26 protein-coding genes are annotated in these 25,850 nt (G+C 72.0%); 11 read left to right on the top strand and 15 right to left on the bottom strand.

Going from position 1 to position 25,850, the window contains the following annotated elements; genetic code table 11:
• Positions 1–9: 9 nt before the first annotated feature.
• Both A3CE_RS0144955 and A3CE_RS0144950 read right to left on the bottom strand, forming a co-directional pair.
• Entirely contained in the window at positions 10–267 is a 258-nt protein-coding gene (locus A3CE_RS0144955; protein ID WP_020646682.1) for a phosphotriesterase family protein, read from the bottom strand.
• Between the two features lie 4 nt (positions 268–271).
• On the bottom strand, positions 272–1,924 hold the full coding sequence (locus A3CE_RS0144950) for an AMP-binding protein (protein ID WP_020646681.1): 1,653 nt from the start codon (positions 1,922–1,924) through the stop codon (positions 272–274).
• Positions 1,925–2,266: 342 nt separating this feature from the next.
• On the opposite strand from A3CE_RS0144950, the gene A3CE_RS0144945 reads away from it, so the two are divergent.
• Positions 2,267–3,130, top strand: a complete 864-nt coding sequence (locus A3CE_RS0144945) for a hypothetical protein (RefSeq protein ID WP_020646680.1) — start codon at positions 2,267–2,269, stop codon at positions 3,128–3,130.
• A gap of 51 nt (positions 3,131–3,181) precedes the next feature.
• Here the strand turns inward: A3CE_RS0144945 and A3CE_RS0144940 are convergent, their stop codons facing one another.
• Positions 3,182–6,259, bottom strand: a complete 3,078-nt coding sequence (locus A3CE_RS0144940) for a glycoside hydrolase family 2 TIM barrel-domain containing protein (protein WP_020646679.1) — start codon at positions 6,257–6,259, stop codon at positions 3,182–3,184.
• A gap of 146 nt (positions 6,260–6,405) precedes the next feature.
• Between A3CE_RS0144940 and A3CE_RS0144935 the strand changes: the two genes are divergently transcribed.
• Positions 6,406–7,209: an enoyl-CoA hydratase-related protein gene (locus A3CE_RS0144935; protein ID WP_043791450.1), complete on the top strand. Its 804-nt coding sequence runs from the start codon at positions 6,406–6,408 to the stop codon at positions 7,207–7,209.
• 75 nt (positions 7,210–7,284) lie between these two features.
• Here A3CE_RS0144935 and A3CE_RS0144930 read toward each other — a convergent pair whose 3' ends face one another.
• Positions 7,285–9,882 (bottom strand): lectin, encoded by a 2,598-nt coding sequence (locus A3CE_RS0144930; protein ID WP_020646677.1) that lies wholly within the window; start codon positions 9,880–9,882, stop codon positions 7,285–7,287.
• Positions 9,883–10,125: 243 nt separating this feature from the next.
• Here A3CE_RS0144930 and A3CE_RS0144925 point away from each other — a divergent pair, with 243 nt between their 5' ends.
• The gene (locus A3CE_RS0144925; protein ID WP_020646676.1) at positions 10,126–10,641 is read left to right on the top strand and encodes a dihydrofolate reductase family protein; all 516 of its coding nucleotides are present in this window, start codon (positions 10,126–10,128) and stop codon (positions 10,639–10,641) included.
• 4 nt (positions 10,642–10,645) lie between these two features.
• On the opposite strand, the gene A3CE_RS0144920 is transcribed toward A3CE_RS0144925, so the two are convergent.
• Positions 10,646–11,416 carry an SDR family oxidoreductase gene (locus A3CE_RS0144920; protein WP_020646675.1) on the bottom strand — a complete coding sequence of 257 codons (771 nt, stop codon included), beginning with the start codon at positions 11,414–11,416 and terminating at the stop codon, positions 10,646–10,648.
• Positions 11,413–12,165, bottom strand: a complete 753-nt coding sequence (locus A3CE_RS0144915) for an SDR family oxidoreductase (RefSeq protein ID WP_020646674.1) — start codon at positions 12,163–12,165, stop codon at positions 11,413–11,415. Before A3CE_RS0144915 ends, A3CE_RS0144920 begins: the two co-directional genes overlap by 4 nt.
• A 179-nt stretch (positions 12,166–12,344) precedes the next feature.
• On the opposite strand from A3CE_RS0144915, the gene A3CE_RS0144910 reads away from it, so the two are divergent.
• The gene (locus A3CE_RS0144910) at positions 12,345–13,166 is read left to right on the top strand and encodes an SCO4651 family lipoprotein (protein ID WP_020646673.1); all 822 of its coding nucleotides are present in this window, start codon (positions 12,345–12,347) and stop codon (positions 13,164–13,166) included.
• A 24-nt stretch (positions 13,167–13,190) separates the two neighbouring features.
• On the top strand, positions 13,191–13,493 hold the full coding sequence (locus A3CE_RS59470; protein WP_260473780.1) for an SGNH/GDSL hydrolase family protein: 303 nt from the start codon (positions 13,191–13,193) through the stop codon (positions 13,491–13,493).
• Positions 13,494–13,499: 6 nt separating this feature from the next.
• Here the strand turns inward: A3CE_RS59470 and A3CE_RS0144900 are convergent, their stop codons facing one another.
• The 3 genes from A3CE_RS0144900 to A3CE_RS0144890 are packed head-to-tail and all read right to left on the bottom strand — an operon-like array spanning position 13,500 to position 15,449.
• On the bottom strand, positions 13,500–14,231 hold the full coding sequence (locus tag A3CE_RS0144900) for a metallophosphoesterase family protein (RefSeq protein WP_020646671.1): 732 nt from the start codon (positions 14,229–14,231) through the stop codon (positions 13,500–13,502).
• The gene (locus A3CE_RS0144895; protein ID WP_020646670.1) at positions 14,228–15,034 is read right to left on the bottom strand and encodes a nucleotidyltransferase family protein; all 807 of its coding nucleotides are present in this window, start codon (positions 15,032–15,034) and stop codon (positions 14,228–14,230) included. Before A3CE_RS0144895 ends, A3CE_RS0144900 begins: the two co-directional genes overlap by 4 nt.
• A gap of 40 nt (positions 15,035–15,074) precedes the next feature.
• Positions 15,075–15,449, bottom strand: coding sequence for an STAS domain-containing protein (locus A3CE_RS0144890; protein ID WP_020646669.1), 375 nt, complete (start codon positions 15,447–15,449; stop codon positions 15,075–15,077).
• 112 nt (positions 15,450–15,561) lie between these two features.
• Between A3CE_RS0144890 and A3CE_RS0144885 the strand changes: the two genes are divergently transcribed.
• From A3CE_RS0144885 to A3CE_RS0144865, 5 genes are all read left to right on the top strand, one after another.
• Positions 15,562–16,026, top strand: coding sequence for an SRPBCC family protein (locus A3CE_RS0144885; protein ID WP_020646668.1), 465 nt, complete (start codon positions 15,562–15,564; stop codon positions 16,024–16,026).
• Between the two features lie 184 nt (positions 16,027–16,210).
• The gene (locus A3CE_RS0144880) at positions 16,211–16,966 is read left to right on the top strand and encodes a hypothetical protein (protein ID WP_020646667.1); all 756 of its coding nucleotides are present in this window, start codon (positions 16,211–16,213) and stop codon (positions 16,964–16,966) included.
• Positions 16,966–17,382 carry a phage holin family protein gene (locus tag A3CE_RS0144875; RefSeq protein ID WP_020646666.1) on the top strand — a complete coding sequence of 139 codons (417 nt, stop codon included), beginning with the start codon at positions 16,966–16,968 and terminating at the stop codon, positions 17,380–17,382. The genes A3CE_RS0144880 and A3CE_RS0144875 overlap by 1 nt, the downstream gene beginning before the upstream one ends.
• A complete protein-coding gene (locus A3CE_RS0144870; RefSeq protein ID WP_020646665.1) occupies positions 17,379–17,990 on the top strand; it encodes a DUF3618 domain-containing protein in 612 nt (203 codons plus the stop codon). Before A3CE_RS0144875 ends, A3CE_RS0144870 begins: the two co-directional genes overlap by 4 nt.
• A gap of 371 nt (positions 17,991–18,361) precedes the next feature.
• A complete protein-coding gene (locus A3CE_RS0144865; protein ID WP_020646664.1) occupies positions 18,362–19,033 on the top strand; it encodes a lytic polysaccharide monooxygenase auxiliary activity family 9 protein in 672 nt (223 codons plus the stop codon).
• Between the two features lie 37 nt (positions 19,034–19,070).
• On the opposite strand, the gene A3CE_RS0144860 is transcribed toward A3CE_RS0144865, so the two are convergent.
• Positions 19,071–19,841, bottom strand: a complete 771-nt coding sequence (locus tag A3CE_RS0144860) for a sugar phosphate isomerase/epimerase family protein (RefSeq protein ID WP_020646663.1) — start codon at positions 19,839–19,841, stop codon at positions 19,071–19,073.
• 157 nt (positions 19,842–19,998) lie between these two features.
• Complete coding sequence (locus A3CE_RS0144855) at positions 19,999–20,802, bottom strand: hypothetical protein (RefSeq protein ID WP_020646662.1); 804 nt, start codon at positions 20,800–20,802, stop codon at positions 19,999–20,001.
• A gap of 236 nt (positions 20,803–21,038) precedes the next feature.
• On the opposite strand from A3CE_RS0144855, the gene A3CE_RS0144850 reads away from it, so the two are divergent.
• On the top strand, positions 21,039–22,490 hold the full coding sequence (locus tag A3CE_RS0144850; RefSeq protein ID WP_020646661.1) for a hypothetical protein: 1,452 nt from the start codon (positions 21,039–21,041) through the stop codon (positions 22,488–22,490).
• Here the strand turns inward: A3CE_RS0144850 and A3CE_RS0144845 are convergent, their stop codons facing one another.
• The 4 genes from A3CE_RS0144845 to A3CE_RS0144830 form a co-directional block, all read right to left on the bottom strand.
• On the bottom strand, positions 22,491–23,477 hold the full coding sequence (locus tag A3CE_RS0144845; RefSeq protein ID WP_020646660.1) for an RNA polymerase subunit sigma-70: 987 nt from the start codon (positions 23,475–23,477) through the stop codon (positions 22,491–22,493). It abuts the gene before it with no gap.
• 28 nt (positions 23,478–23,505) lie between these two features.
• Complete coding sequence (locus A3CE_RS0144840; protein WP_020646659.1) at positions 23,506–24,105, bottom strand: maleylpyruvate isomerase N-terminal domain-containing protein; 600 nt, start codon at positions 24,103–24,105, stop codon at positions 23,506–23,508.
• Positions 24,083–24,865 (bottom strand): isocitrate lyase/PEP mutase family protein, encoded by a 783-nt coding sequence (locus A3CE_RS0144835; protein WP_020646658.1) that lies wholly within the window; start codon positions 24,863–24,865, stop codon positions 24,083–24,085. The genes A3CE_RS0144840 and A3CE_RS0144835 overlap by 23 nt, the downstream gene beginning before the upstream one ends.
• A gap of 109 nt (positions 24,866–24,974) precedes the next feature.
• A complete protein-coding gene (locus A3CE_RS0144830) occupies positions 24,975–25,844 on the bottom strand; it encodes a class II glutamine amidotransferase (RefSeq protein ID WP_020646657.1) in 870 nt (289 codons plus the stop codon).
• Positions 25,845–25,850 lie beyond the last annotated feature (6 nt).

Below are 25,850 nucleotides of genomic sequence, written 5' to 3'. Positions count from 1 at the left end.
CAGGACGCTTCAGGATAACGGCTCAGCCACGCCAGGCCAGGAACCGCCGCGGGTTGTCGACGAGCATGGTCGTGATGTCCGTTTCGGACACCCCGCCTTCAGCTCCTTCAGGCGCCGGATCGCTTCGGGGACGTGCTCGTCCTCCCGGAATCCTTCGTGTTCGGGGTAGTTGGCGGCGAACTCGGGGCTGAGCACGAAGAGGTGCTCGTGCATCAGCACACTGCCCAGCGCTTCGGGCGCGATCGCGCCGCGGACGGTCTCGACCACCGGGCTACCCCCTGGCCCGCAGTTCGCGGCGCAGGATCTTGCCGCTCGTGGTCTTCGGCAGCTCGTCGAGGACTTCGATGGTGCGCGGGTACTTGTAGGCGGCGAGCCGCTCCTTGCACCAGGCCACCAGCTCCTGCGGGTCCGCGGTCGCGCCCGGTGCCGGGCTCACGTACGCCTTGACCGTCTCGCCGCGGTACTCGTCGGCGATCCCGACGACGGCGGCTTCGCGCACCGCCGGGTGCGTGTACAGGACGTCTTCGACTTCGCGCGGCCAGACCTTGAAGCCGGACGCGTTGATCATGTCCTTCTTGCGGTCGACGACGTAGACCCAGCCGCGTTCGTCCATGAACCCGATGTCGCCGGTGAGCAGCCGCCCGCCAGGCAGGGCTTCAGCGGTGGCATCCGGGCGGTTCCAGTAGCCCGAGACGACCATCGGGCCCTCGACGGCGATCTCGCCCGCCTGCCCGGGCGGCAGCTCTTCGCCGTTCTCGCCGAGGATCCGGACGATCGTGTCCGGCACCGGCAGCCCGACGGAGATGGTGCCGGACGCGGGGTCGATCGGGGCTTCCAGCGTGCCGGGGACGACGACGCAGCCGGCCGTGGTTTCGGTGAGGCCGTAGCCGTTGTGGATGTAGTGCCCGGTCTTCGCGCGGAAGGCCTCGACGACGGCGGGCGGCAGCGCGGCGCCGCCGGAGTAGAGCAGCGCGAACGACGCGAAGTGCTCGCGGCTGAAGTCCGGGTGGGCCATCAACGCCATGTAGGCGGTAGACGGCCCGACCGTGTACGACGGCTTGTGCTCGAGGAAGGCGTCCAGAACGACCCCGGGTTCGAAGCGGTAGGCGAGGTCCAGGGTGCCCTCGATGTCGATCGCCGAGCCGATCTCGCAGACCATGCCGGTGATGTGGAACAGCGGCGCGAGCCCGAACAGCGTCGAGCCCGCGGGCAGGCCGCTGAAGGCGCCGAGGGCGGCGGCGTTGGTGCCGACGTTGCCGTGGGTGTTGGTGGCGCCCTTCGGTGTGCCGCTCGTGCCGGAGGTATAGCTGATCAACGCGGTGTCGCCGAGGGCGAAGGCGGGTTCCGGGGGCTTCGGGCCCGGCGTGGCCGCGGCGTCGAGGAGTTCGGCGGCACCCGGGGTCTCCTCGCGGGTGACTTTGCCCAGCACGCGTTCGTCGTCGCGGGTCTGGAACTCCAGTTCGCTGGTGGTGAGCGCGATCTCGACCGGGCTGTGCCGCACGGTGTCCGCGATGTAGGCGTTCCAGCCCCGCTGCGAGCAGACGATCGCCTTGACGCCGGCGTCGGTGAGCACGTGGGTGAGCTCGCGTCCGCGGTACATCGGGTTGACCGGCACCACGATCCCGCCGGCCTTCCACGCGCCCAGCAGGGCGATGACGAACTGGGGGATGTTCTGCAGCACCAGGGCGAGCCGGTCGCCGCGGGTGAAGCCGCGTGCCGCCAGGTAGCGCGCGACGCCATCGGAGAGCTCGTCGACGACGCGATAACTCAGCCGCGCGTCGAAGTACGCGATCGCCGCCCGGTCCGGGACGTGGTCCGCGGCGCGGCGGAACGACTCGGGCAGCGTCGTCGGCTTCGCCGGTCCCGCGGCCCGCGCCCGTTCGTCGTAGCTCGCGAGCCAGGGCTTCGCGTCGTACCAGCTCATCCAGTGACCTCCTTTGGACACCGACCGGTCGGTATGTCGACGCTAGGAGGCGACGCCGGGCACGTCAAGTACCGCTTTCACGCCGGAATTGCGCGAAACAATTCCGGGCGCACCGAACAATGCGGCCAGACAACACCCTTCACCCGGTTACACGTACCCCGGTTCAAAACGGTTCAGATCTTCTTTTCTTCCGGATCACACTGGACAAACCGCTGGTCCAGAGGCCACCATGGCGTCGGCGATTCCGTAGGGACCGCCCCATCCGAAACCCCGCCGCACCCCCCGAAGGCGGCGGAGTACCCACATGTTCACGCTAACCCATTCACGAAAACGGAGTCATTCATGCCTGCTACCGGTGGACGACACCGCCTATCCAAGCGGACGAAGATCGCGACCGGCGCGCTCGCCCTCGCGATCGCGGGCGGCGCGCTGGCGTTCGCGACGACCTTCGGTGACCCCAACGCCGCGAACGCCGCGTCCAACAACCAGGCGGCGGCCGTCGGCCAGATCAGCTGCCCCGACGTGGCGAGCAAGCTCCCGGCCATCCCCGCCCAGGCCCAGGCCGAGGTGACACGCAACCTCGACCTGCTGAACACCCAGATCGCCGAAGCCAACAACCGCCTGCAGACGACCGTCGGCCAGGGCGGCCCGAACTTCGTCCAGAACGCGATCCTCGGCCCGCTGGCGGACAAGCGGAAGTCCACGATCGACCGCATCGCCATCGCGATCGGCCGCCGGGCCGAGAAGCCACAGGGTCTCGACGGCCTGGCCACCTGCGCGGTCGGCGGCAAGGCCGGCGCGGGCGCGGGCAACGCCGGGACCGCGCCGGCCCAGGGCAACGGCGGCAAGGGGAACGCGGGCCAGAACGGCAACCAGGGCAACAACAACGGGAACACCGGCAACACCGGGAACGCCGGCGTCGGGAAGATCTCGTGCCCCGACGTGGCAAGCAAGCTCCCGGCCATCCCCGCCCAGGCCCAGGCCGAGGTGACACGCAACCTCGACCTGCTGAACACCCAGATCAACGAAGCCAACAACCGCCTGCAGACGACCGTCGGCCAGGGCGGCCCGAACTTCGTCCAGAACGCCATCCTCGGCCCGCTCGAGGACAAGCGCGTGGCGACGATCAACCGGATCGCCACCGCCATCGGCCGCAACGCCGCGAAGCCGCAGGGCCTCGACGCGCTCGCTCCCTGCTCTCGATGACCCGCAGGCCCGGCGAGGGGTGCGCCTCGCCGGGCCCGTGGTCAAGGGGCCTCAGCGGGCCGTCAGCGCGCTGATCCGCAGGAACCCGCGCGCCGTCATGGTGATCCGCACTTCCGTGGTCACCACCGGATCGAACGCGAACGTCGTCGGGTCGTTCGCACCGGTCCCCCACGTGATCCGCAGGTTCCGCACCGGCTCGAAGCCCCGGGGCGTGCGGCAGGCGACCTCCACCGCGGCCGGGAGCGTCAGTGTCCCGTCCACCACGAAGTTCGCCGTGACAGCGCCGAACCGCTGGGGTGACGGCCACGCCAGGGACACCCAGTCCCGCGCCCGGGGCCGGCTCACCGCGGGCAGGGTCGCCGTCGCCTGCTTGACGTAGAAGTTCGACCAGCCGGTGGCCGGGTTGCCGTCCAGCATCGCCGAGGGCAGCGTGTCCGGGGCGCCCGAGTAGCTCGCGTCCGCCGTCGAAGGGGCCGGGACCACCGCCGTCCCGGCCGCCCGCGCGCCGGGACCGTTGCGCTGACCGAGATTCGTGCCGGACAAGGTGATCGTGCCCGGAGCCAGCCCCGGCGCGCTCGCCGTCACGGTGATCGGGCCGCGGCCGCCGGTCGCCGCGATCACCGCGACCGCCTGGCCCTTGAACGCCGGGATCGCCGGCTGCTGGTAGCTCTGGGCGAGCTCCTGCCTGCCGTTGTCCACCCCGGCGATCCGGCCCGGCCCGCGGACGGTGAACCGCAGCACCGGCTCGGTGCCGGGCACGACCACCCCGTGGGCGTCCACGACGGACGCGGTCACGAAGGTCATCGCCCCGGCCACGACACCGCCGCCCGGCGCGTCCACACTGAGCTTGATCGCGCGCGGCGGCCCGGCCGTGACGAGCTGATCGCGCGCCACCTCGCGGCCGCCCGCGCGGGCGATCGCGGTCAGCGTGCCGGGTTCGAAGGGCACGGTCCAGGTCAGGTGCAGCTTGCCGGTGCCGCCGTTCGGGCTGGTGTAGCTGCCCGAGGGGTCCTTCTTGTCGTCGCCGGCCGGCTCGCTCGTCTCCAGGTACGGCCGTCCGTCCACAGTGGTCTTGCGGTCGAACTTCTTCACCCCGAGCGACTTCCCGTTGAGCAGCAGCTCGACGGTGTCCACAGTGGAGTAGACCCACACCGCGACCGGTTCGCCGGCGCGGTGGTCCGTCCAGTCCATCGGCGTCAGGTGCACCATCGGCGCGGTGGTCCACTGGCTGCGGAACAGGTGGAAGGCGTCCTTGGGCAGGCCCGCGCTGTCGACCGCGCCGAAGAACGACGTCTTGACCGGGAAGACGTCGTACGGTGTCGGCTCGCCGAGATAGTCCTGCCCGGCCCAGAGGAACTGGCCCTGGCAGAACTTCCGGTCCCGGTCCTTCTTCAGCGAGTACTCGCCGCTGAAGGTCCACGAGGCGAGGTTGTTGTCGTAGGACGACGTCGCCCGCTTGCCCGGCGTGTGGTTCTCGCCCGTGTTCAGCAGGTCCGGGTCCTGGTAGACCCCGCGCGTCGAGGTCGCCGACGACGACTCCGACTCGAAGAAGAACTTGTCCGGGTACTTCGCGTGCAGCCCGTCGAGGGACTGAGCGGTGTTGTAGTTGACGCCGAGGCCGTCGAGCTGCTTCAGGATCAGGTCCTGCGGCGAGCCCGGCGCCGGGACACCGCGGTAGCGGTCTGAGCCCATGACGACCGGCCGGGTCGGGTCGATCCCGCGGACCACGGCGATCAGCGCCTTCGCGATCTCGGGGCCGCCCGCCATCGACGCGTCCGGCACCTCGTTGCCGATCGACCACAGCACGACGGCCGGCGAGTTCTTGGCCGCGTGGACCATCTCGGCGATGTCGCGCCCGCTCCACGCGTCGAAGTCGCGGTGGTAGTCGTATTCGAGCTTGCCGGTCCGCCAGCAGTCGAACGCCTCGACCATCATGACGATCCCGAGCCGTTCGCAGACCGTCACCAGCTGCGGGTCGGGCGGGTTGTGCGCGGTCCGCAGCGCGTTGACGCCCATCGCGAGCATCAGCCGCATCTGGTGCTCCAGGGCGGCCGGGTCGATCACCGCGCCCAGCGCGCCCTGGCTCGCGTGCAGGTTGACCCCGCGCAGCTTCGTCGGCACGCCGTTGAGCGAGAACCCGTGGTCCGGGTGGAACCCGGTGTACCGGAAGCCGAAGTCCGCGGTGGTCGTGTCGAGCACGCGCCCGGCCACGGCGATGTCGGTGCGCACCCGGTACAGCCGGGGTGCGGTGGTCGACCACAGCCGCGGCGCGGCGACGTTCTGCGTGGTGACCGCGGTCGCCGTCCGCCCGGCGGGCACGGCGACCGCGGCCGAACCGTTCGCCACGACCCGTCCCGCGGGGTCGGTGACGGTCGTGCGCACCTCGGCCGTCACCGCGGCGGCGGAGTCGTTCACGACGTCCGTCGCCACCCGCACCGTGCCGCGACCGGCGGCGATGTCCGGGGTCGTGACGAACGTGCCGTGCCGGGCGACGTGCACCGGCTCGGTCACCACCAGCCGGACGCGGCGGTAGATCCCGCTGCCGGCGTACCAGCGGCTGCTGGGCAGCGGGTTCACCGCCCGCACGGCGAGGACGTTCGGCCGCCCGCCGGTGCGCACCAGGCCGGTCAGGTCGAAGGCGAACCCGGTGTAGGCGTAGGGGTGGTTTCCGAGCAGTTCGCCGTTGAAGTACACGTGGGCGTCCGAATAGACGCCGTCGAATTCGACCGAAAGGCGCTTGCCCTCGAGCGACGGCGGCAGCGTGAACGTCTTGCGGTACCAGCCGAGCCCGCCGCGGAAGAAGCCGGACCCGCTGCTGGTGCCGCCCTTCTCGGTCGGCGGGAGCTCGATGCTCCAGTCGTGCGGGACGTCGACGACCGGCCATTTCGAGTCGTCGAAGGCGGGGTTCGCGGCGTCGGCGAACCTGCCCTCCGGATCGGTGACGCCGTCGGGGTTCGCGAGGACGAACCGCCAGCCGATGCCGAGGTCCGTCTCGCGGCCGGTGACGCCGAGGTCCGGCCGGGCGAGAGTGTCGGTGGCCCGGGCAACCGGCGCGACCGCCGCCGTGGCCACGGCGGCACCGACGCCGCCCAGGACCAGCCGTCTGCTCGGTTCGGGGGTGTTCGGCATCGGGGAGTTCCTTCCGGAGACCGGGCGTGCGGGCGGAAAGCACTATTGCACAAGGATTTCCGGGTGACCAAAGGGTTCGACAATTTCGAACTGGCCACCGTCCAAGCGACCGCTTAGTCTGGTCAGCGAACCCCGAGGAGGCGGCCTTGACCGAGTCCACTGTGGATGGTGTGCGATACGCGGCGGACGGCCCCGTCGCCACGCTGACGTTCGACAAGCCCGGCCGCAGCAACGCGATGGACGTGCCGATGCAGGCCCGCTACGGCTCGGCGCTGCGCCAAGCGGACGCCGACCCGGCGGTGCGCGCGGTCGTCGTCACCGGCGCGGGCAAGGCGTTCTGCCCGGGCGCCGACCTTGGCCTGCTCGACGACATCTCGGCCGCTCCCCCGGCGTCGGGCGGCGGCCACGAGAACTGGCGGGACGTGCTGGCGGCCGCGGCGGTCGGCGTCCCGGTCGTGGCGGCGGTCAACGGCGGCTGCGCCGGCCTGGGCTTCGTGATCGCGTGCTCGGCGGACGTCCGCTTCGCGGCGGCGGGCGCGAAGTTCACCACGGCGTTCGCCCGCCGTGGCCTCATCGCGGAGTACGGCATCGCGAAGCTGCTGCCGGAGCTGGTCGGCCAGGGCCGGGCCCGTGACCTGCTGCTCTCCGGCCGGACGTTCACCGCGGAGCAGGCCTTCGCCTACGGCCTGGTCCAGGAAGTGGTCCCGCCGGGCGAGCTGGGACTGCGCGCCCACGCCTACGCGACCGAGCTGGCCACCTACAGCGCACCCCGGTCGATGGCGGTGATGAAGGCGCAGTTCTCCCGGGAAGCCTCACTCCCCCTGCCGGAGGCGGCCCGCGAGGCGACGGCGTTGATGATCGAGTCGTTCGCCCGTCCGGAACTGGCCGAGGGCCTGGCCAGCTGGAACGAGCGCCGCCCACCACGGTTCCCGCCCCACCCGGCCCCCTGACCCACCGCGCCAAGTCCGTGAATGGCACATCGAGGGACTCTAAGTCTCTCAATGTGCCATTCACGGACTTCGGGATCAGCCGCGGGTCCAGCTTTGGGCCGCGCTTTGGTTGCAGTCGTAGAGCTGCAGCTGGGTTCCGTCGGCCGACGTGCTGTTCGGGTCGTCCAGGCACCGGCCCGACTGCGGGTTCACCAGCGCGCCCGCCGTGCCCGGCTGCCACTTCTGCGCGCCGGAGCCGTTGCACTGCCACAGCTGCACCTTCGTGCCGTTCGCCGTGCCGCTGTTGCTGACGTCCAGGCAGCCGCCCTGGGCCTGGAACGTCCCGTCGGGGCCGGAGAACCACTTCTGCGCGCCGGAGTTGTTGCAGGTGTACAGCTGCACGTGCGTCCCGTTCGCCGTGCCGCTCTGGGCCACGTCCGCGCACTTGCCCGCGATGCCCGAAGACAACGCGCCCAGGTGCGGCAGCGTGCCGGAGTACGACGGCGGCGGGTTCGAGGCCGCCCACGCCGTGTTCGCGGAAGTGCCGAGAACGAACGACAGGGTCCCGCCGGCTGCCAGAGCCGACGTCGGCACGTACGCGTTGTTCCACGCCGAGCCGTTCCAGGTCGCGCTCTGGACGTACGGCGCGTTGTCCGCCGCCGCGGGCGCGTTCACCGTCAGGGTGTTGCCGCTCGGGAGCGTCACCACCGCCTGCGTGAACAGCGGGCTGCCCAGCGCCAGGTCCGCCGTTCCCGGCGTCATCGGGTAGAAACCCAGCGCCGAGAAGACGTACCACGCGCTCATCGCGCCGAGGTCATCGTTGCCGGCCAGCCCACCGGGCGCGTCGGTCCAGATCTGGTCCTGCACCTGCCGCACGACCTTCTGCGTCTTGTACGGCTGCCCGACGTAGTCGTACTCCCACGGCAGCTCGAGGCTGGGTTCGTTGCCGAGGTCGGCCTGCTTCCCGCCACTGCCGTGGAAGCCGGCCAGCACGCTGTCGAGGTAGCTGATCAGTGAACTGTTGCCGCCGCGCGCCGCGGCGAGGCCCGCCACGTTGAACGGCACCATGCCGGTGTACTGCCACGAGGTGCCCTCGACGAAGTTCGAGCCGCTCGCCGGGTCGAACCCGCCGGTCCACGAGCCGTCCGCCTGCTTGGGCTGCATGAACCCGCTGGACGAGTTGAAGGTGTTCTTCCAGTTCTGCGCACGGCCGGCGTAGAAGGCCTGGTTCGCGGTGTCGCCCAGCGCCCCGGCGAACGCCGAGAGCGCGAAGTCCGCCGTGTCGTACTCCAGCTGCGTCGAGACCGGGCCGTAGAAGTTGCAGCACTGGTAGGTGCCGTTGGCGGGCAGGTAGCCGGGAGCGTTCGTCGCGTTGAGACCGGGCCGGACGTTGTTGAACGTGCTCGCTTCGCGCAGCATCGCCTGCAACGCCGCCCCGGTGTCGAAGTTCCGTGCCCCGAACGCGTAGTAGCTCGCGAGAATCGCCGTGCCGGGATCACCGACCATCACGTACGTCTCGCCGTTGTTCTGCGACCACTTCGGCAGCGTGCCGCCCTGGGCGTAGTCCGCGATCATCGACTGCGCGATGTCGCTCGTCTGCGCGGGGGCGACCAGCGCGGACAGCTGTGCCTGCGTGCGGTAGATGTCCCAGCCGGAGAAGTTGGCGTAGTGCGCCGAGTGTCCACTCGCGACGGTGTGCACCTGGTTGTCGAAGCCGATGTACTGGCCGTTGCGGTCGGAGAAGACGTTGGGGTGCACCAGCGAGTGGTACAGCGCGGTGTAGAAGACGCGCTGCTGCGCCGTCGTCCCGCCGGCGACCTGGATCCGGCCGAGGAGGGAGTTCCAGCTGTCGTGCGCGGCCTGCTTGGTCGCGGCGAAGTCGAACGCCGGGATGTCGGCCGCGCGGTTGGCGACGGCGTTGGCGACCGAGACGTAGGAGATGCCGACCTTGGCCTGCACGGTCGGGTTGCTCGTCGTGTCGAACCGGACGTACGCGCTGCCCGGGCCGGCCGCCGGCGCGGCTTCGGCCGTCGCGGTGCCGTGCAGCTTGCCCGGCGACGCCTTCGGGGTCACCGCCGTCGCCGCGGCGGTCCCGCTGGTGCTGAACGGCCGGTCGAAGACGATGTCGAAGTAGAGCGTGTAGGTGAACCCCGCGCCGCAGAAGTGCCCGGACGTGACCGAGCCGGACACTTCGGTGGGACTGACCACCGTCCACGTCTGGTTCGAAGTGCCGTTCTGGCTGCCGTTGAGCTTGAACTGCAGGTTCGCCTGCGCCGTCGCGGGGAAGGTGAACCGGCCGATCCCCGACCGCAGCGCGGTGGTCAGCTCGGTCGTGACGCCGTTGCCGAGCCCGGCCGAATAGTACCCGGGACTCGCGGATTCGTTGCTGTGGCTGAAGGAGACGCTCGCGCCGGTGTTCACCGCGCCGACGGTCGGCAGGATCGGGACGTCGCCGTCGGCGCCGCAGCCCGGCCCCGACAGGTGCGTCAGGCTGAAGCCGGTGATGGCGGAGTCCTTGTACTCGTAGCCGCCGCCGTCGGGGCGGCTGGGCGTGTCGGGACTCCACTGGAGCATGCCGAACGGGACGTCCGCGCCGGGGAAGTCGTCCGCGGCGTTGGACGTGCCGATGAACGGGTTGACCAGGGACGCCGGGTCGGTGACGAGCGGCGCCGCGGAGGCGGGTACGGGGATCATTCCGGCTACTGCCAGGAGGGTCGCGGCGGAAAACCGCGTGAAAGTACGCAAGACCATGTCACTTGTCCTTCGCCAGTGAGCACAAGTTCAGCCGATTGCGTGACGAAACGGTCCTCGCGCGCTGACACCGTTGTCAACGGTCCGTGGTGATCCTGTCGCGTTCCGGACATGACCGGGTGAACCGATGAGTTTCGCGCTCTCGGCCGTCAGTACTGAAGTCCACTGAGTTCGAGGAGACAACCCATGGCGAAACTGCTCTACGCGTTCAGCTGCTCGGTCGACGGGTTCATCGCCGGCCCCGGCGGGGACATGTCCTGGCTGACCCCATACCTGGGTCCCGACCCGCTGGTCGACGAGCTGATCCCGCGGATCGGCGCGCTGCTCGTCGGCCGGCGGACCTACGGCGGGGACGACCCCCACCGCGGCACCGAAGGCGAGGGCAAGGCATTCGGCGGCGGCTGGGAAGGGCCGCAGTTCGTGCTCACCCACCGCCCGGCGGCCGCGGCCCCCGACGTCACCTTCGTGGGTGATCTCGAGGAGGCCGTGACCGCCGCGAAGGAGGCCGCGGGCGGCAAGTACGTCAACGTTCTCGGCGCCGGCATCGCCCGGCAGTGCCTCGAAGCCGGGACGCTCGACGAGATCCTCGCGCTGCCCGTCCCGGTGCTGCTCGGCGACGGCGTGCGGATGTTCGGCCACCCGGGCGGCCGGACGATCAGGCTCGAAGTCCTGCGCCCGAACTGGTACCGCGTGGTGCGCTAGGGGTTCACAGCTCTCCGACGGCCTCTTCGACCTTGCGCTGCAGCTTGTTCATCCCGCCGAGCCACCGGTCGGTGTCGGTGGCGCGCACCGCGTAGTAGCCCGCGACCTCGGGGTGGGGCAGCACCAGGAACCGCTTCTCCTCGATCGCCGCGAACAGCGCGTCCGCCACCTGCTCCGGCTCGATCGCCGACGCGCCCATCAGCAGCTGCCCGGCGGTGCCGGTGCTTTCCAGCATCGCCGTGCGCACGCCCTGCGGGCAGATCGCCTGCACGGTGATGCCGCGGTGCCGGTAGGTCGCCGACAGCCATTCGGCGAACGCCAGCGCGCCGTGCTTGGTCACCGAGTACGGCGCCGAGCCGAGGCTGGTCAGCAGGCCGGCGGCGGACACCGTCGCGACGAAGTGGCCCTTGCCGCGCTCGAGCCACGCCGGCAGCAGCAGGTTCGCCGCGCGGACGTGGGACATGACGTTGACTTCCCAGGTGCGCGCCCACATCTCTTCGCCGCTTTCGGCTCCGCCGAAGGGCGCGATCCCCGCGTTGGCGCAGAAGACGTCGATCTCGCCAAGGGTTCCGCGGGCGCTCTCGACCAGCCTCGCGACGCCTTCGGGACTCGCGACGTCCCCCGCGAAGGCCGTCCCGCCGACTTCCTTCGCGACTTCGGCGGCCTTGTCGCCGTCGAGGTCGGCGACGACGACCTGAGCGCCGTCGGCGGCGAAGCGGCGGGCCAGCGCGGCACCGATGCCGCCGCCGCCCCCGGTGACGACGACGCCGGTCACAGGCCACCGCCGAGGGTCACGCCGCCGTCGAGGACCACGGTCTGGCCGGTGATCCAGCCCGCGTCGTCGGAGAGCAGGAACGCCACCGCGCCCGCGATGTCGGACGGCAGGCCGAGCCGCTTCATCGGGTACGCCGAGGCGACCTCCTCCTCGCGGCCCTCGTAGAGCGCGGTCGCGAACTTCGTCTTGACCACGGCCGGGGCGACGGCGTTGACGCGGATCTTCGGCCCCAGCTCGGCCCCGAGCTCGACGGTCAGCCGGATCAGCGCGGCCTTGCTGACGCCGTACATGCCGATGCCGGGCGAAGCGCCGAGGCCGGCAACGGAAGCGACGTTGACGACCGCGCCGCCGTGCTCCCCCATCCACGCGTCGCGGGCGCGCTTGGTCCAGGCCAGCGGCGCGAGCACGTTGACGGCGAGGATCTTCGCCGCCGCGGCCGGGTCGATGTCCAGCGCCGGGCCGTAGGCGGGGTTGATGCCGGTGTTGTTGACCAGGTAGTCGAGCCGGCCGAAGGTCTCGATCGTCTTGGCGACCGTCTCGTCCTGGTGGTCGGTGTCGTCGGACTTGCCGGCCACGAACATGGCGACGTCCGGGCCGCCGAGGGAGCTGACGGCCTCTTCCAGGGCCTCCGGCTTGCGCGCGGTGAGGCAGACCTTGGCGCCGCGCTCGACGAGCGTCTTCGCGATCCCGAGGCCGATGCCCCGGCTGGCGCCGGTGACGATCGCGACGCGATCCTTGAACGAGTTCACGGCAGGGTGTCTCCTTCGGCTGTGGTGCCCGGCACATACCAAGCAGTCGGTCAGTGGCCATTATGCGCGATCCGGTCACGGTCTCAAGCCGGACACACGTCACACCCGTCGGGTCGGCGATGCCCGGAACGTGACCTTTTCCCGATACCTTCCTCCGCACCGGACACCGAGGGGGCCCCGTGCGCAAGACCGGCCTGATCATCGCCGCGGCGGCACTGGCCCTGGCGGCCTGCGACCCCGGTCCCACCGCCGCACCGCCTCCGGCCCCCACCACGCTGAGCGCGCCGGCCGCCGACGCAGCCCAGCTCGTGGCGGGCATCCGGGCCGGCGTCGCCGAGACGCCGTCCGCCACCTTCGCCATGACCGCCGTGCTCGGCACCACCACCTCCGACGTTCCCGGCTCCCTCACCCTCGACGGTGGCCGGGGCAGCCTCACGATGGTGATCCAGGGGTTCGAGACCCGCGTGATCCACGGGCGCAGCTACACCCGGATGCCCCAGGAAGTCATCCCGGGCAAGCAGTGGATGGGTGCCGACCCCGACAGCGCCGACCCGGTCAGCCGGGCGATGTCCGGGGGCGAGCCGCTCATCCAGAAGCTGCCCGACGTCGGCTGGGCCCTGCTGGTGGTCGAGCGGTCCGGCCGGATCGTGTCGGCGGAGCAGACCCGGCTGGGCGCCCTGCCGGTCAACCACTACCGCCTCGAAATCGACGGCGCGAAGGCACCGGAGCTGTTCCCGGAGTTCGCGCACCGGACCGTGAACGGCCAGGTGGACAAGCCGATGACCGCCAAGCTGCCGGCCGAGCTGTGGCTCGACGCGGCGCGGCGGCCCGTGCGGTTCGCCATCGACCTGACAGCCGCGTCCCCGTCGAATCTGCAGGGCGACCCCACGCTGAAGGCCACGACCGACTACCGCGACTGGGGCAAGGCGGTGGAGATCCCGGTGCCGCCCGCCGACCAGGTCGCCGACATCACCGAACTCTTGAAGAAGATGGGTACCTGACCCCGGTCCTAGCCGGGGTACAACGTGGGACCGGCGACAGCGCCGCCGCCACCAGTTCCGGGCCGTCGAGCAGGACCAGATCTGCCGGGGGCCTACCGGCAGCTGGTCTCCGCCGCGAGCGCGCACTACGCGCGTGCCCAGGCCGAAGCCGCCGTCCGCGCCGGTGGGGTCGTGGCCGCCGCGGGCCCCGAGCTCGCCGCCCGCTTCGCCGCCGACCCCGCGCTGTTCTCCGCCGACCGCTTCCACCCCTCGGCCGCCGGGTACGCCGTGATCGCCGACGCGCTGGCGCCGCACGTGCCGGCCGCGGCCGCGCACCTGGCCGCGTAAGAACCGTCAGCGGCGCGCGGAGAGCTCGGCCGGGTGCAGCTCGTACAGCGCATAAGCCTTGCGGATCACCGGCTGGGCCACGTTCCGCACGCGCACCCCGCCGGGCGTCACGCCCTGCTCGCACCCGAAGTGGGCGTGGCCGTGCAGCGCGAGGTCGGCGCCCACCTCGTCGATCGGCTCGCACAGCAGGTACGAGCCGAGGAACGGGTGGATCTCCGGCGGCTCGCCGTGCAGCGTCCCCGGGATCGGCGCGTAGTGCGTCAGGGCCACGACGACATCGGTGTCGAGGCTTTGCAACGCTTTGCGCAACGAATTGGCCGACGCCATGGTGTGCTCGACGAAGTCCTTCATCTCGCGCTCGCCGAAGCGGCTGGCGCACTTGCCGGCGAACCCGCCGCCGAAGCCCTTGACGCCCGCGACGCCCAGGGAGCCGTCCGGCAGGTCGAACCGGGCCGCCTCGCCTTCCAGCACCTCGACGCCGGTCTCCCGCAGCAGGTTGGCGATCACCTCGCCGGAGTCGCTGTGGTGGTCGTGGTTGCCGAGGACGGCGGCGATCGGCACGCCCAGCCCGGCGAGCTCGTCGGCCACCACGCGGGCTTCGTCGATCGTGCCGTGCCGGGTGAGGTCGCCGGCCAGCAGCAGGACGTCGGCGGTGCCCGCCAGGTGTTCCAGGGCCGGCCGGAGCAGGCCGCGGGAATCTTCGCCGAGGTGCACGTCCCCGACCGCGGCGATCCTCATGAAATCTCCTCCGCCCGCACCGGTTCCCGGACGTCGGCGACCCGGACGTCGTTGTGCACCAGCTCTCCCGTCAGGTACTCGTGGACGACGGCGTCCACCTCCGTCTTCCGCGCCGGACAGGTCACTTCGCCGGTCAGGTGGACGTGCTCGCCCCGGACGGTCACGTGCACGCCGAGCTCCGCGGTACGGGGGTCTTCGGCCAGTGCCCGGCTGAGCCGGGCGACGAGGTACTGCGGTGGTTCGGGCACGAGTGCCTCCTTCGGGTCGATCACGGCCAGGTCGCCGAGCAGGCTCAGGAACGCCCGGGCGTACGGGGAGGCCGACACCTGCACGGCGACCTCGGTCCACTCGACCTGCTCGCGCAGGTCCCGGGCGATCCGCAGCAGCGGCGCGAGGTCGCACCGGTGCGCGCTCAGCACGAGCAGCTTGTCCACCAGCAGGTCGGTGCCGGAGACGACCGGCGCCGCGGTGGACCCGATCCGCATCAGCGCGGCCCGGTCGAGCAGCTCGTCGGTCACCGGCCGGTGGTTGGGCCGGTGGATCAGGTCGACGAGGATGTCCCCGTCGTAGACCTTCGTCAGCCAGTCTTCCGGCGGGTGCACGCGCCGCAGCCCGGCGGCGGTGAGGACCTCCGCCGCGCGGTCCGCGTCGCCGGGCTTGAGGAACAGGTCGACGTCGTGGTCCGACGGCGGCCCGCCGCGGGCGTACACGGCCAGGCCGCCGGCGACGGCGAACCGGAGGCCCGTGCCGGTCAGCGCGGTCACGACGCGGGTCAGGCTCTGCAGCAGCGCCTCCGCTTCCATGGCTGGGGACTACCCGCCGCCGGGCCGGGCCTAACGCCGTTCACACGCTGGGCCGCTCCCGCAGCCACGCGCGGGCGCCGGCCAGGGTCGGGTACAGCGCGAGCGTGGCGTCCAGGTGGCTGAGCCGCAGGGTGCGCAGCACCGGCCGCCGGTCGGCGACGACCGCGAACGGCAGGTCCGCGGCGGCGGTCGCCGCGACGAGCTCGGCGATCACCTGCAGCCCCGCCGAGCCGCAGAACGCGATCCCGCCCAGGTCCACGATGAGCGCGCCCGGGCCGCCGTCGAGGGCCGCCCGGGCCCGCGCGCGCAGCATCGGCGCGGTGCCGAGGTCCAAGTCGCCGACCGCCGCGACGACGACGGCTTCGGGCAAGGTGCGGATCCGCACCGTCAGTACAGGCGTCCCGTCGTCGGCCACCGCGATCTCCCTCCATCGACGTCCAACCCTAGAACGTTTGCATCGTTTTGTCATCGATTTGCCGGGTAACCCGGGACAGGACGATCCCGCCCCGAGAAAGGACACGGCCGCGATGAGCACCGTCACCGAATCCGTCGACGTCGAGACCGACGTCACCACCGCCTACAACCAGTGGACGCAGTTCGAGTCCTTCCCGCACTTCATGGAGGGCGTCGACGAGATCCGGCAGCTCGACGACACCCACACCCGCTGGAAGGTCAGCGTCGCCGGGCAGACCCGCGAGTTCGACGCCACGATCACCGAGCAGCACCCCGACGAGCGCATCGCCTGGAAGTCGGACTCCGGCCCGACGCACGCGGGTGTCGTGACGTTCCACCGCCTCGACGACCGGCACACCCGGGTCACCGCGCAGCTCGACATCGACCCGGACGGCTTCGTCGAGAACGTCGCCGACAAGCTCGGCATCCTCGACCGCCGCGTCAAGGGCGACCTCGGCCGGTTCAAGACGTTCATCGAGGAGCGCGGCAGCCGGGAGACCGGCGCGTGGCGCGGTGACGTCGAACGTCCCGGGAACTGACCGCACCCACTGCCGCACTCCCCAGCCGCCCCCGCCGTTCCCTCGACGGCGGGGGCGGTCGTGCGCTGCCCGCGCGTCCGGTTTATCCCCGGAACACCCGGGTAGCCAGCCGCACTACCAGGCCGATGGTCCGCCATCGGCATCCACGAAAGGCGCGGAAGTGCCTCTCCCGCAGGAGGTCGAGATGACACAGGGACCCGGCGGTCAGTCACCGCCGCAGCAGCGGGGCAGCGGCTCGCCGTCGATGCCGGAAACCGCCAAGGACGAAGCCCGCGAAGTGGCTACCACGGCCGCCGACCGGGGTGGCGAGGTGGCGCAAACCGCCACGGACCAAGCGAAACACGTCGCGGCGCACGCCCAGCGGGAAGCCCGCGACCTCCTCCACGAAGGCCGTCAGCAGCTGCAGTCGCAGGCCAAGGACGGTCAGCGGAAGGCGGCCGAGAGCCTCCACCAGCTGGCCGGTCAGCTCGAGCGGATGGCGGAGCAGACCGACGCCCCCGGCGTCGCCGCCGACGTCGCGCGGCAGGTGTCCGACCGGACGCACTCGGTCGCCGACTGGCTGGAGCACCGGGAACCCGGTGACCTCCTCGACGAAGTGCGGCGCTTCGCCCGCCGCCGTCCCGGCTCGTTCCTCGTCGGCGCGGCCGTGGCCGGTGCCCTCGTCGGACGCCTCACCCGGGGCGTCGTGGCGCAGCAGAAGGAGGAAAGTTCGCCGAACGGCCAAGCGAGCATTCCGCAGCCGCACGCCGGCCCCGCCGCGACCCCGCACGTGCCGCAGCCGGGCACGACTCCCGCCGGGTACAACGCGCCTCAGCCCACGGAAGCCCTGCCACAGCCGAGCCGTCCGGCCGTGGCTCCCGGCGGATACGCCGGGCCCCAGCCCACGGAAGGCCTCCCGCAGCCGAGCCCCCGCTTCTCCGCGCCGGGGCAGGTGCCGTGATGACGCCGGGACCCGGGCCCGACCGGCCCGTCGACGTCGCCGACAGTTCGGTCGGCGAGCTGATGTCCAACGTCATGAAGGACCTCTCCACCCTGGTGCGGCAGGAGATGGAGCTGGCGAAGGCCGAAGTGAAGGCCGAGGCGGGCAAGGCCGCGAAGGGCGCGGGCATGCTCGGCGGCGCGGGGTTCGCCGGCTACATGGTCGTGCTGTTCCTTTCCCTGGCGCTGTGGCAGGGCTTGGCGAACGTGATGGACGCGGGCTGGGCGGCGCTCATCGTCGCGGTGGTGTGGGTGATCGCCGGCGCCGTGCTCTACGCGACCGGGCGGCGCGAGGTCCGCCGGATCAACCCGAAACCCGAACGCACCGTCGAGACGCTGCAGCAAGTCCCGGACGCACTGAAAGGCGGACGACCATGACCGAACCGGAGCGGCTCCGCCGCGAAATCGAAGGCACGCAACGGAATCTCAGCACGGACGTGAACGCCCTCACCGAAAAGGTGACCCCGGGCCGGATCGTCGAACGCCGCGTCGGCCGGCTGCGCACGGCGTTCGGCAACGCGCGGGACAGCGTCATGGGCACGGCGGCCGGCACGGCCTCGACCGCGGGCGACAAGGTGGGCTCGGTCGCCTCGGCGACCGGGGAAAAGGTGAGCTCGGCCGCCGACGCCGTCAGCGACGCGCCGGCGTCGATCCGCCGTGGCACGCAGGGCAACCCGCTGGCCGCCGGCCTGATCGCCTTCGGCGCCGGCTGGCTCGTGTCGTCCCTGCTGCCCGCGAGCGATCCGGAGCGCCGGCTCGCCGGCCGGGCGACCGACCTCGCCCGCGAGCACGTGGCACCGGCCGCCCAGCACGCCGCCGAAGAGCTGAAGGAGAACCTGCGCGAGCCCGTGCAGCAGGCGGCGGACTCGGTGAAGTCCGAAGCCGCGGACGCGGCGTCCACGGTCAAGGACGAAGCACGTTCGGCGACCGGCGACGTCACCGGCCGCGCCCAGGAGGCCCGGGAAAACGTGCGGTCCCAGGGCTGAGCCGCCACTCCGGGGCGCGGTCACCCGGCCGCGCCCCGGAGACCCCCGGCCGGCAACCCCTCAAGTCCTCAGAGGACTCAAAGTCCCCGGGCCCGTCCTCCGGTGATAATTTTTCCGGATACGCCCGTGCGGACCAGCCGTCGCGTCCCGCACGCACGGGCCGTTGCCGGGCCAGGGGCCGATCGGGCGGCGCGGGACCCGGGACTTTCGGCCGTTCAGGAGCCGTTCAGTCCCGCAGCGCGCCGGAATGCGAAGCACCACAAGGGTTCCCGGCGACCGTGTTGGTGGCCAGCGACCCGCGGTGCCGCGTATGGTCGTCCGGCGCAACCCTTGGGAGCGCTCCCAAACCGGCCCGGACGAAGGAGGACAGCGTGGTTCCCCGACGGATCCGCCCCCGCAAGACCCTGCTCTCCCTGGTGGTGACGGCGGTGACCGCCGTGCTGCTGGGCGGCGTGCTCACCGGCGTCGCCGACGCGCACGGTTCGGCCACCGACCCGCCGTCGCGCAACTACGGCTGCTGGAACCGCTGGGGCAGCGACTTCCAGAACCCTGCGATGGCGACCAAGGACCCGATGTGCTGGCAGGCCTGGCAGGCCGACCCGAACGCGATGTGGAACTGGAACGGCCTCTACCGCGAAGGGGTCAAGGGCAACCACCAGGGCGCGATCCCCGACCGCACGCTGTGCAGCGGCGGGCGTACGCAGGCGCCCCGGTACAACTCCCTCGACACGGTCGGCGCGTGGCAGATGGCGAACAAGGACAACCGGTTCACCCTCACCATCACCGACCAGGCCCACCACGGCGCGGACTACCTGCTGGTGTACATCACCAAGCAGGGCTTCGACCCGGCGACCCAGCCGCTGGGCTGGGGCAACCTCGAACTGGTCGCCCAGACGGGCCGCTACGCACCCGCGGGGCAGTACCAGGTCGCGGTGAACGCGGGCACCCGGACGGGACGGCACGTCGTCTACACGATCTGGCAGGCGAGCCACCTGGACCAGTCGTACTACTTCTGCAGTGACGTCAACTTCTCCGGACGCTAGCCGCTCCGGAGGCCGGGCGACCGGCCTCCGGAGTTCGTCACCGCGGCGCGTACCGGCCGAACCAGGCCGCCGCCGTGCGCAAGGGCGTCTCCACCGGCGCGATGGCCGGGTACCACGCCTTTTCCCACTCCAGGGAGACCCAGCCCGACCACGAACGCAGGAGTTCGCCGCACTCGCCGAGCGGGACCGCGCCCTCCCCCGGCGGCACCGGGGTGGGATCCTCGAGGCTGACGGCGTCCTTGACCTGGAAGTAGCCGAGGTAGGGGCCGAGCACCTCCCGGGTGACGGCCGGTGCCTCCCCGGCGCGCCACGGGTGGACCGCGTCCCACAGCACGGCGGCCAGGTCCGGTTCCCCGAACCCGGCGACCAGGTCCAGGGCCGCGGCCCCGGTGGGGTGCGAGTCGTGCGTCTCGACCAGCAGCCGCACCCCGGCGTCGCGCAGGTCGCCGAGAACCGCGCCGATGCGCGGCCGCGCGTCACCGTCGCCGCCCGGGAAGACGCGCACCGCCGGCGCGCCGATCCGGTGCGCCAAGCCGATCAGTGCCTTCAACTCGTCGACCACGGGTTCGTCGGCACCGGGCGCGGCGACCTTCGCGTAGCCGGCCAGGGCGGCGATGGCCAGCCCCTGGTCGGCCAGGAAGGACCGCACCCGGTCGGCGGCGTGGCCGGACAGTCCCCAGTGGACTTCCTCGTCCGGGTGCACGCGCAGTTCCAGGCCTTCGCAGCCGTGCGCGAGCGCGGTGCGCGCGGCTTCCCGCACGGGAACACCGGGCATGCCCAGCGTGCTGACCGCGAACCGCCACCCCATCGACGACCTCCGCTCGTTCCGGCGACCGTCCGAGTGTAAGCGCTTTCTTCGGCATTCGGCTCCGGGCATGCCGCTGCCCGCACCCGGGGTCACCTCGGGTGCGGACAGCGGAACCGGTGCGCCAAGCCTCGTTCGCGGCTTCGGGCTCGCCGGCCTACTAGCCCTTGTTCTGACTCCGCCCGGCAGGCGCACGACCGTTCGCGACGTCGGGCTTGCCGGCCTGCGTCGGCTGAGCCGCCGCCGGCTTCTCGGTCTGCTGCACGGGCTTCGCGGTCTGCGGCGAAGCCGGCTTGCCGGCCGCAGGCTTCGCAACCTGCTCCGCCGGTTTCGCGGCCGGCGGCGTCGCAGCCGCCGGCTTCTCGGTGGGCAGCGCAGCCGTATTACCGCTCGCCTGCGACGCCGGCTTCTCGTCCGGTTGCCCGGCGGCGTCCGCCTCGGCCAACGGGTTCGACCGCCGGACCTGCACCACCGCCACGATCGCCGCCGCCACCGCGCCCATCGCCACCAGCCACGGCCAGCGGGCCCGCTTGGTGCGTTCGCCGCGGGCCACGCTCTTGGCTTCCTGGAGCGCCACGGCCAAGTCCCGCTTCGCGGCCGTCACGACCTTCCGGCGGGCGCGGCCCGACTCCCCCGCCGAGCCCACGACGGCCGCGACCGCCTGCGCCGCCTTGCGGCCCGGGTCGCGCATCTTCGCCGCCCTGGCCAGCACCTCGTCGCGGGCGGCGGTCGAGTTCGCCAGCACGTCGCGGCGCGACGACCGCGTGCTCTTGTCGAGGTCCTTGGTCGCCGCGCGGCCGACCTTCGCGAGTTCGTCCTTGCTTTCGGCCAGCTTCCGGTCGGTGATTTCGACCGCCCGCACGGCCGCCGCCGCTCCCACCCGTGCGGCCTCCGCGGCGAGATCCCGTACGCCGGCCGCCGCCGTCTTCACCGATCGCCCGACCGGGGCGTCGCCCTGGCTCATGTGATCACCTCTCACTCGTCGCAGCAGGCTGGGCCTGCTCAGCTCACACCTGTGGGCTACCCACCGGAGGGCCGTCCGGAACCTGGAACACCCATCGGCGTCACGCCGGGCAGGCGAACGGCCGTTGCGGACGGCTCTTGCCGGGCCCTACGGTGACGACCCGGTGGTTCAGCCGCGAGCCGCCTGCCCGGACCCGTTGACAACGTTGTCGCAACCAGTTTCCGGAGGTTCCCCAGGTGACCGAATCCGACTTCGATCGACGCGAAGTGCTGCGCGCGCTCACCCTGCTGGGGGTCACGGGCGTGACGGCTGGGCTGTTCGGCGGATCCGCCGAAGCGGCCGGCCCGAGCCCGCTGGACCTCGAGTTCACGGTCGAAGAGCAGTTCCGGCCGTTCGCCCTGATCGCCCCGAAGTTCGTCCAGGTCGACACCCGGGCCCGGCCCGGTGCCCTGGTCGAGACCGGAGCACGGCCGAAAGCTCCCTACGGAACGGTGACCGTCGAAGTGGCCGCACCGGGCTCCCGGGTCGTCGCCGGGCTGGCCGGGAACGGCGTCTCGGTGCTCGGCACCTACGACGACGCCGTGGGACAGGCGGCCATCGAGGTCACCACGCCCGCCGGGACCACGGTGGTCAAGACCACGGCGGCGAAGCTGACGGCGCCGTTCGGTTTCGCCGTGGTGGTCAACGAAAACGCGGTCACGGTCCTGGCCGGCACGGGCACCGGGTGGCGGCCGCTGCTGACCGAACGCGACCAGGTCCGGGCGCGGATCGACCTGCGCGACCCCGCGGTGCTGCGCAAGCTGTCCTACGCCTACGGCAGCCGTGGGCCGGCGCGGCTCGGCCGGGTCCGGGCCGGCTACTTCGGCCAGGCCGGCGTCCGCGATCCCCACGTCGTGCAGTACGCCGACGGACGGCCCTACATCCGCCACGGCAAGCTCTACCTGACCATGACCAACGCCGGGCTCGGCTTCTTCCAGCAGGCCCACTGGGCGGTTTGGACGCTCGACCTCGCCGATCCGACGAAGCTGGAGCAGGTCGCGACCCTGTTCTTCGCGCGCGACGGCGTCGTGCTCGGCGACCACGCCGGCCAGATCGTCCGCGACGACGAGCACGACCGGTTCATCCTGCTCATGAGCTCGTGGGGCGACTTCGCCTTCACCGGCGTGCACGTGCGCCACGCCGTCACCCACGCCGACGTGCTTTCCGGCGTGCACGTCCTGCCCACCGAACAGCTCCCGCTGCCGACGAGCGTCAGCTCATGGGACCCCGCGCTGACGAAGATCGACGGCCGCTGGCACATCGCGTTCGTGGAAAGCCCGGCGCAGCAGCCGGCCTTCGTGTTCCACCCCGCGCTGGCGGCCGCCGCCCCCGGCGCCGACTACGACCGTGGCCTGACGCTGCTGGGCGCCGACACGTCGGTCACCCAGACCGAAGGCACCATCCTGCAGCGGGTGGGCGGCCGGTGGTACCTGTTCGCCAGCGACGGCAATGCCCGCGAATACCCGGTCTACGACCTGCGGCTGCGCAAGCTGGGCACGCTGAACGCGCCGTACGGCACCAACATCCCGCACCCGATGCTCGTGCGGATCGGCGATCGGTGGTGGCTGACCACCTTCGACGGCACCCAGTACGCCGAAGACGTGCTCGGCTACGGCGGGCACGGCGACTTCATCCTGATGCGCGCCTGATCAGGCCGGCCGCGCGGGCAGGCCGGCGGCGGTGACGAGGTCCGGATCGAGGAACTTGACGGCCCGGGAGAAGCGGTCTCCGGTCATCGTGAACACCCACAGGCCTTCGGCGCGCAGGGTCCCCGAAGCGTCGGGCCGGTAGCTGCCCGCCGCCGGCTGGCCGTTGGCCCGCGTGGGCAGCAGCCGGACGGTCCCGCCGGCGGCGAAGGCGTGCCGCTCCAGGAACGGCAGGCACACGTGCACCCCCTTGAACCAGACCGGGTGCGGCACGGCTTCGAGGCTGAAGTCGTCCTGGACGACCGCGCGGATGGCGGCGGCGTCCGCGGCCTCGAAGGCCGCGATGTAGCGGTCGAGCAGCGCCCGCTCGACGCCGGCGTCCGGCGTCCGCGGCGGCGGACCGTCCGGATCCAGGGCGTCGAGCCTGCCGCGGGCGCGTTGCAGCAGGCTCTTGACGGCGGGAACGCTGACGCCGAGGGCGTCGGCGATCTCGGCGGCGGACCAGGAAAGCACCTCCCGGAGCAGGAACGCCGCGCGCTGGCGGACCGGCAGGTACTGCAGTGCCGCGATCAGCGCCAGCCGCACCGACTCGCGCAGCACGACGACGTCCCCCGGATCGCCGGGCTGGTGCCCGAGCACGGCGTCGGGCAGCGGCTCGAGCCACGCGAGCGAGTCGTCACCGTGGACGCGGGCGTCCGGATCGTCTGCCGGTGCGCCGAGCCCGGCGGGCAGCACGCGCCGGTTCCGGTGGTTCAGCTCGGTGAGGCAGGTGTTGGTCGCGATCCGGTAGAGCCAGGTCTTGACCGACGAGCGCCCTTCGAACGCGTCCACGCCCCGCGCCGCCTTGAGATAGGTCTCCTGGACGACGTCCTCGGCGTCGTGGTACGAGCCGGTCATCCGGTAGCAGTGCGCGACCAGGGCCGGGCGAAGCGCGTCGAACTCGTCTCGCCACCACGCGTTTCCCGCCCGCGGGATCGTCTCCGAAGACACAACGCCCTCCCTGTTCGTGGGGTCCTGTTCATTGGACATCACCCGGCGGCAAAAGGAATCGGTCCTGGTGCAGCTGATCGCGGCCGAGGGCCGCGAGCAGGCGTTCCCCGGCCGGGCGGCCCGGCGGCAGGGCGACCGGATCGGCGAACACCCCGCGCCGGGTCGTGTCGTCGACGACCAGGGGCAGCACGGCGAGCAGCCGGGTGGCGAGCTCACCGGGGACGGGCCGGCGGGCGACGTCCCAGCCGTGGACGGCCGCCTCGATCGCGCCCACGACGACCAGCCGGTGACAGGGCAGCGGCAAGCCGTCGACGGCGACCGAGCGCCGCCCCCGGAGATCGCGGGCCGCGGCGCCGAACGAAACCGCCGCCCGGCCGAGCTCGCGGCGCAGCGTCCGCGCCGTGACCGGCCCGGCAGGCGGGGTGACCGGGCACGGCACGGCGCCGGAGGCCAGGGCCGTGGCCAAGCACCGGAGCGACGCCGTCAGGTGGGCCAGCGCGTCCGCGACGGTCCAGCCGGCGCAGGCCGACGGGCGGCGAAGATCGGCGAGACCGATCCCCGCCGCCGACGTCACCGCGTAGTCCAGGGCCGAAGCGAGGACCACCTCATCGACGGGGCGCCCGGCCATCCGGTTCCTCGGTCCGGCGCAGGGTCTCGAGGGCGCCGCGCAGCTGTCCGGGTCCCGCGCGGTAGAAGCGGGGCCCGTAGGACACCCTGGCGACCCCCAGCGCCGCCAGGGTGTCCAGGTCCAGCGCGGCGCCGGTGTTGCCGTTGACCGGGCCCGGCACCTCGGCGACCAGCCGGGCGACGTCGTCACGGCTCGTCATCCCGATCGGGTAGACGCAGTCGGCACCGGCCTGCCGGTACAGCCGGCCCCGCCGGATCGCTTCGGCCGGCCGGGTTTCTTCGGGAATCCCGCTGGGCGGCAGGAACGCGTCGATGCGCGCGTTGACGACGACCGGGACGCCGGACGCGTCGGCGGCCGCGCGCACCCGGGCCAGCCAGTCGGCGTGCTCGGCAGCGTCGACGAGACCCCCGGCCCGGTGGTCGGTGTCCTCCAGGTTGCAGCCGACGGCCCCGGCCTCGAGGAGCCGGTCCACCAGCTCGTCCGGCTGGAGGCCGTAGCCGGCCTCGGCATCGACGGTCACCGGAACGGGCACGACGGCCGCGATCCGGGCGGCGGCGGCGAACATCTCCCGCCAGGGCGCCTTCTCGCCGTCCTGGTGGCCCAGCACGTCGGCCACGGCGGCGCTGGAGGTCGCCACAACCGGGAACCCGGCCTCGACGACGAGTTCGGCGCTGGCCTCGTCCCAGGCGTTCGGCAGGACGAGCAGCTTCCCGTGGTGGAGTTCGCGCAGCAGGTCGGCGTGGGCTTTCAAGTCGGACATGGACTCGCTCCTTCGGTTCGCGGCGCGGGGCAGCACCGGTTCCGAAGTCTTGGACGTCGAGCGGCCCCGAAAGGAATCGGAGCGCGGCCCGGGTCAGTGCCGCCCGGGTTCACCGGCCTTGCTGCGACGCGGCGGCGTGCGTGCCGAGATCGTCGAGGGTGAGCGGGTGCCGCGGCGGCTGTTCGAGGACGGTCCGGCGGGTGACGACCTGGCCGGGGCCGACATGCAGCAGCTGACCGGGCTGCAGGTGCTGCCAGCCGGGATCTTCGTCCATCGGCTCACTGGCGACGACGACGGCGCGGTGGTGGGCGAGCGGCCCGGAGCGGGCCCGGATGCGGCCGGCGGCACTGGCGTGTTCGAGGTGGCGGTCGCCGTGCGGCCCACCCGGCGCCCTGGCGAGGAAGCAGAGGTCGTGGGTGTCCGGGTACCGCAACGCCCACAGCTCGCTGGAGGTGGTCAGAACGAGGTTGAGCGCGTAGACGGGCAGGTGCGCGGCGGCCCACCGCGCGGCGGCGGTGATCCCGGCGCCGACGTCACCGTCGTGCTCGTCGATCTCCCGCGTGACGAGGGCGAAGAACCGCTCGGAGTCGGTGTCGCCTTCGACGAGGTCCCGGTAGTCGCCGAGCCGGGCTTCCAGCGCCGGCAGGTCGCCGATCACGCCGTTGTGGGCGAAGAGACGGCCGTGTTGCGTGAAAGGATGGGTGTTCCGGGGCTCGACACCGCCGGTCGAGGCGTAGCGGATGTGCGCGAGGAACGTCACCGACTCACACTGCTTGGCTTCGTAGGCGAACTGCTCGTCCGCGTAGGCGGCGAGCGGCTGTTTCCAGATCCGCGGCGCACCATCCGCGCCGAAGACCCCCAAACCGGTCCCGTCGGGTTCCCGCCGGCTCTGCGCGGCCAGGCTGTCCGGGGCTTCGAGCAGCCAGAAAGTGGCGTGAACCCGTTGTGGCGCAGCGGACAAACCGAACAGACGACACATCCCGCA

The sequence above is a fragment of the Amycolatopsis balhimycina FH 1894 genome, from assembly GCF_000384295.1.
GTDB lineage: Bacteria > Actinomycetota > Actinomycetes > Mycobacteriales > Pseudonocardiaceae > Amycolatopsis > Amycolatopsis balhimycina.
Note: the sequence above shows the minus strand (reverse complement) of the source record. Positions and strands in the feature narration are given on the sequence as shown.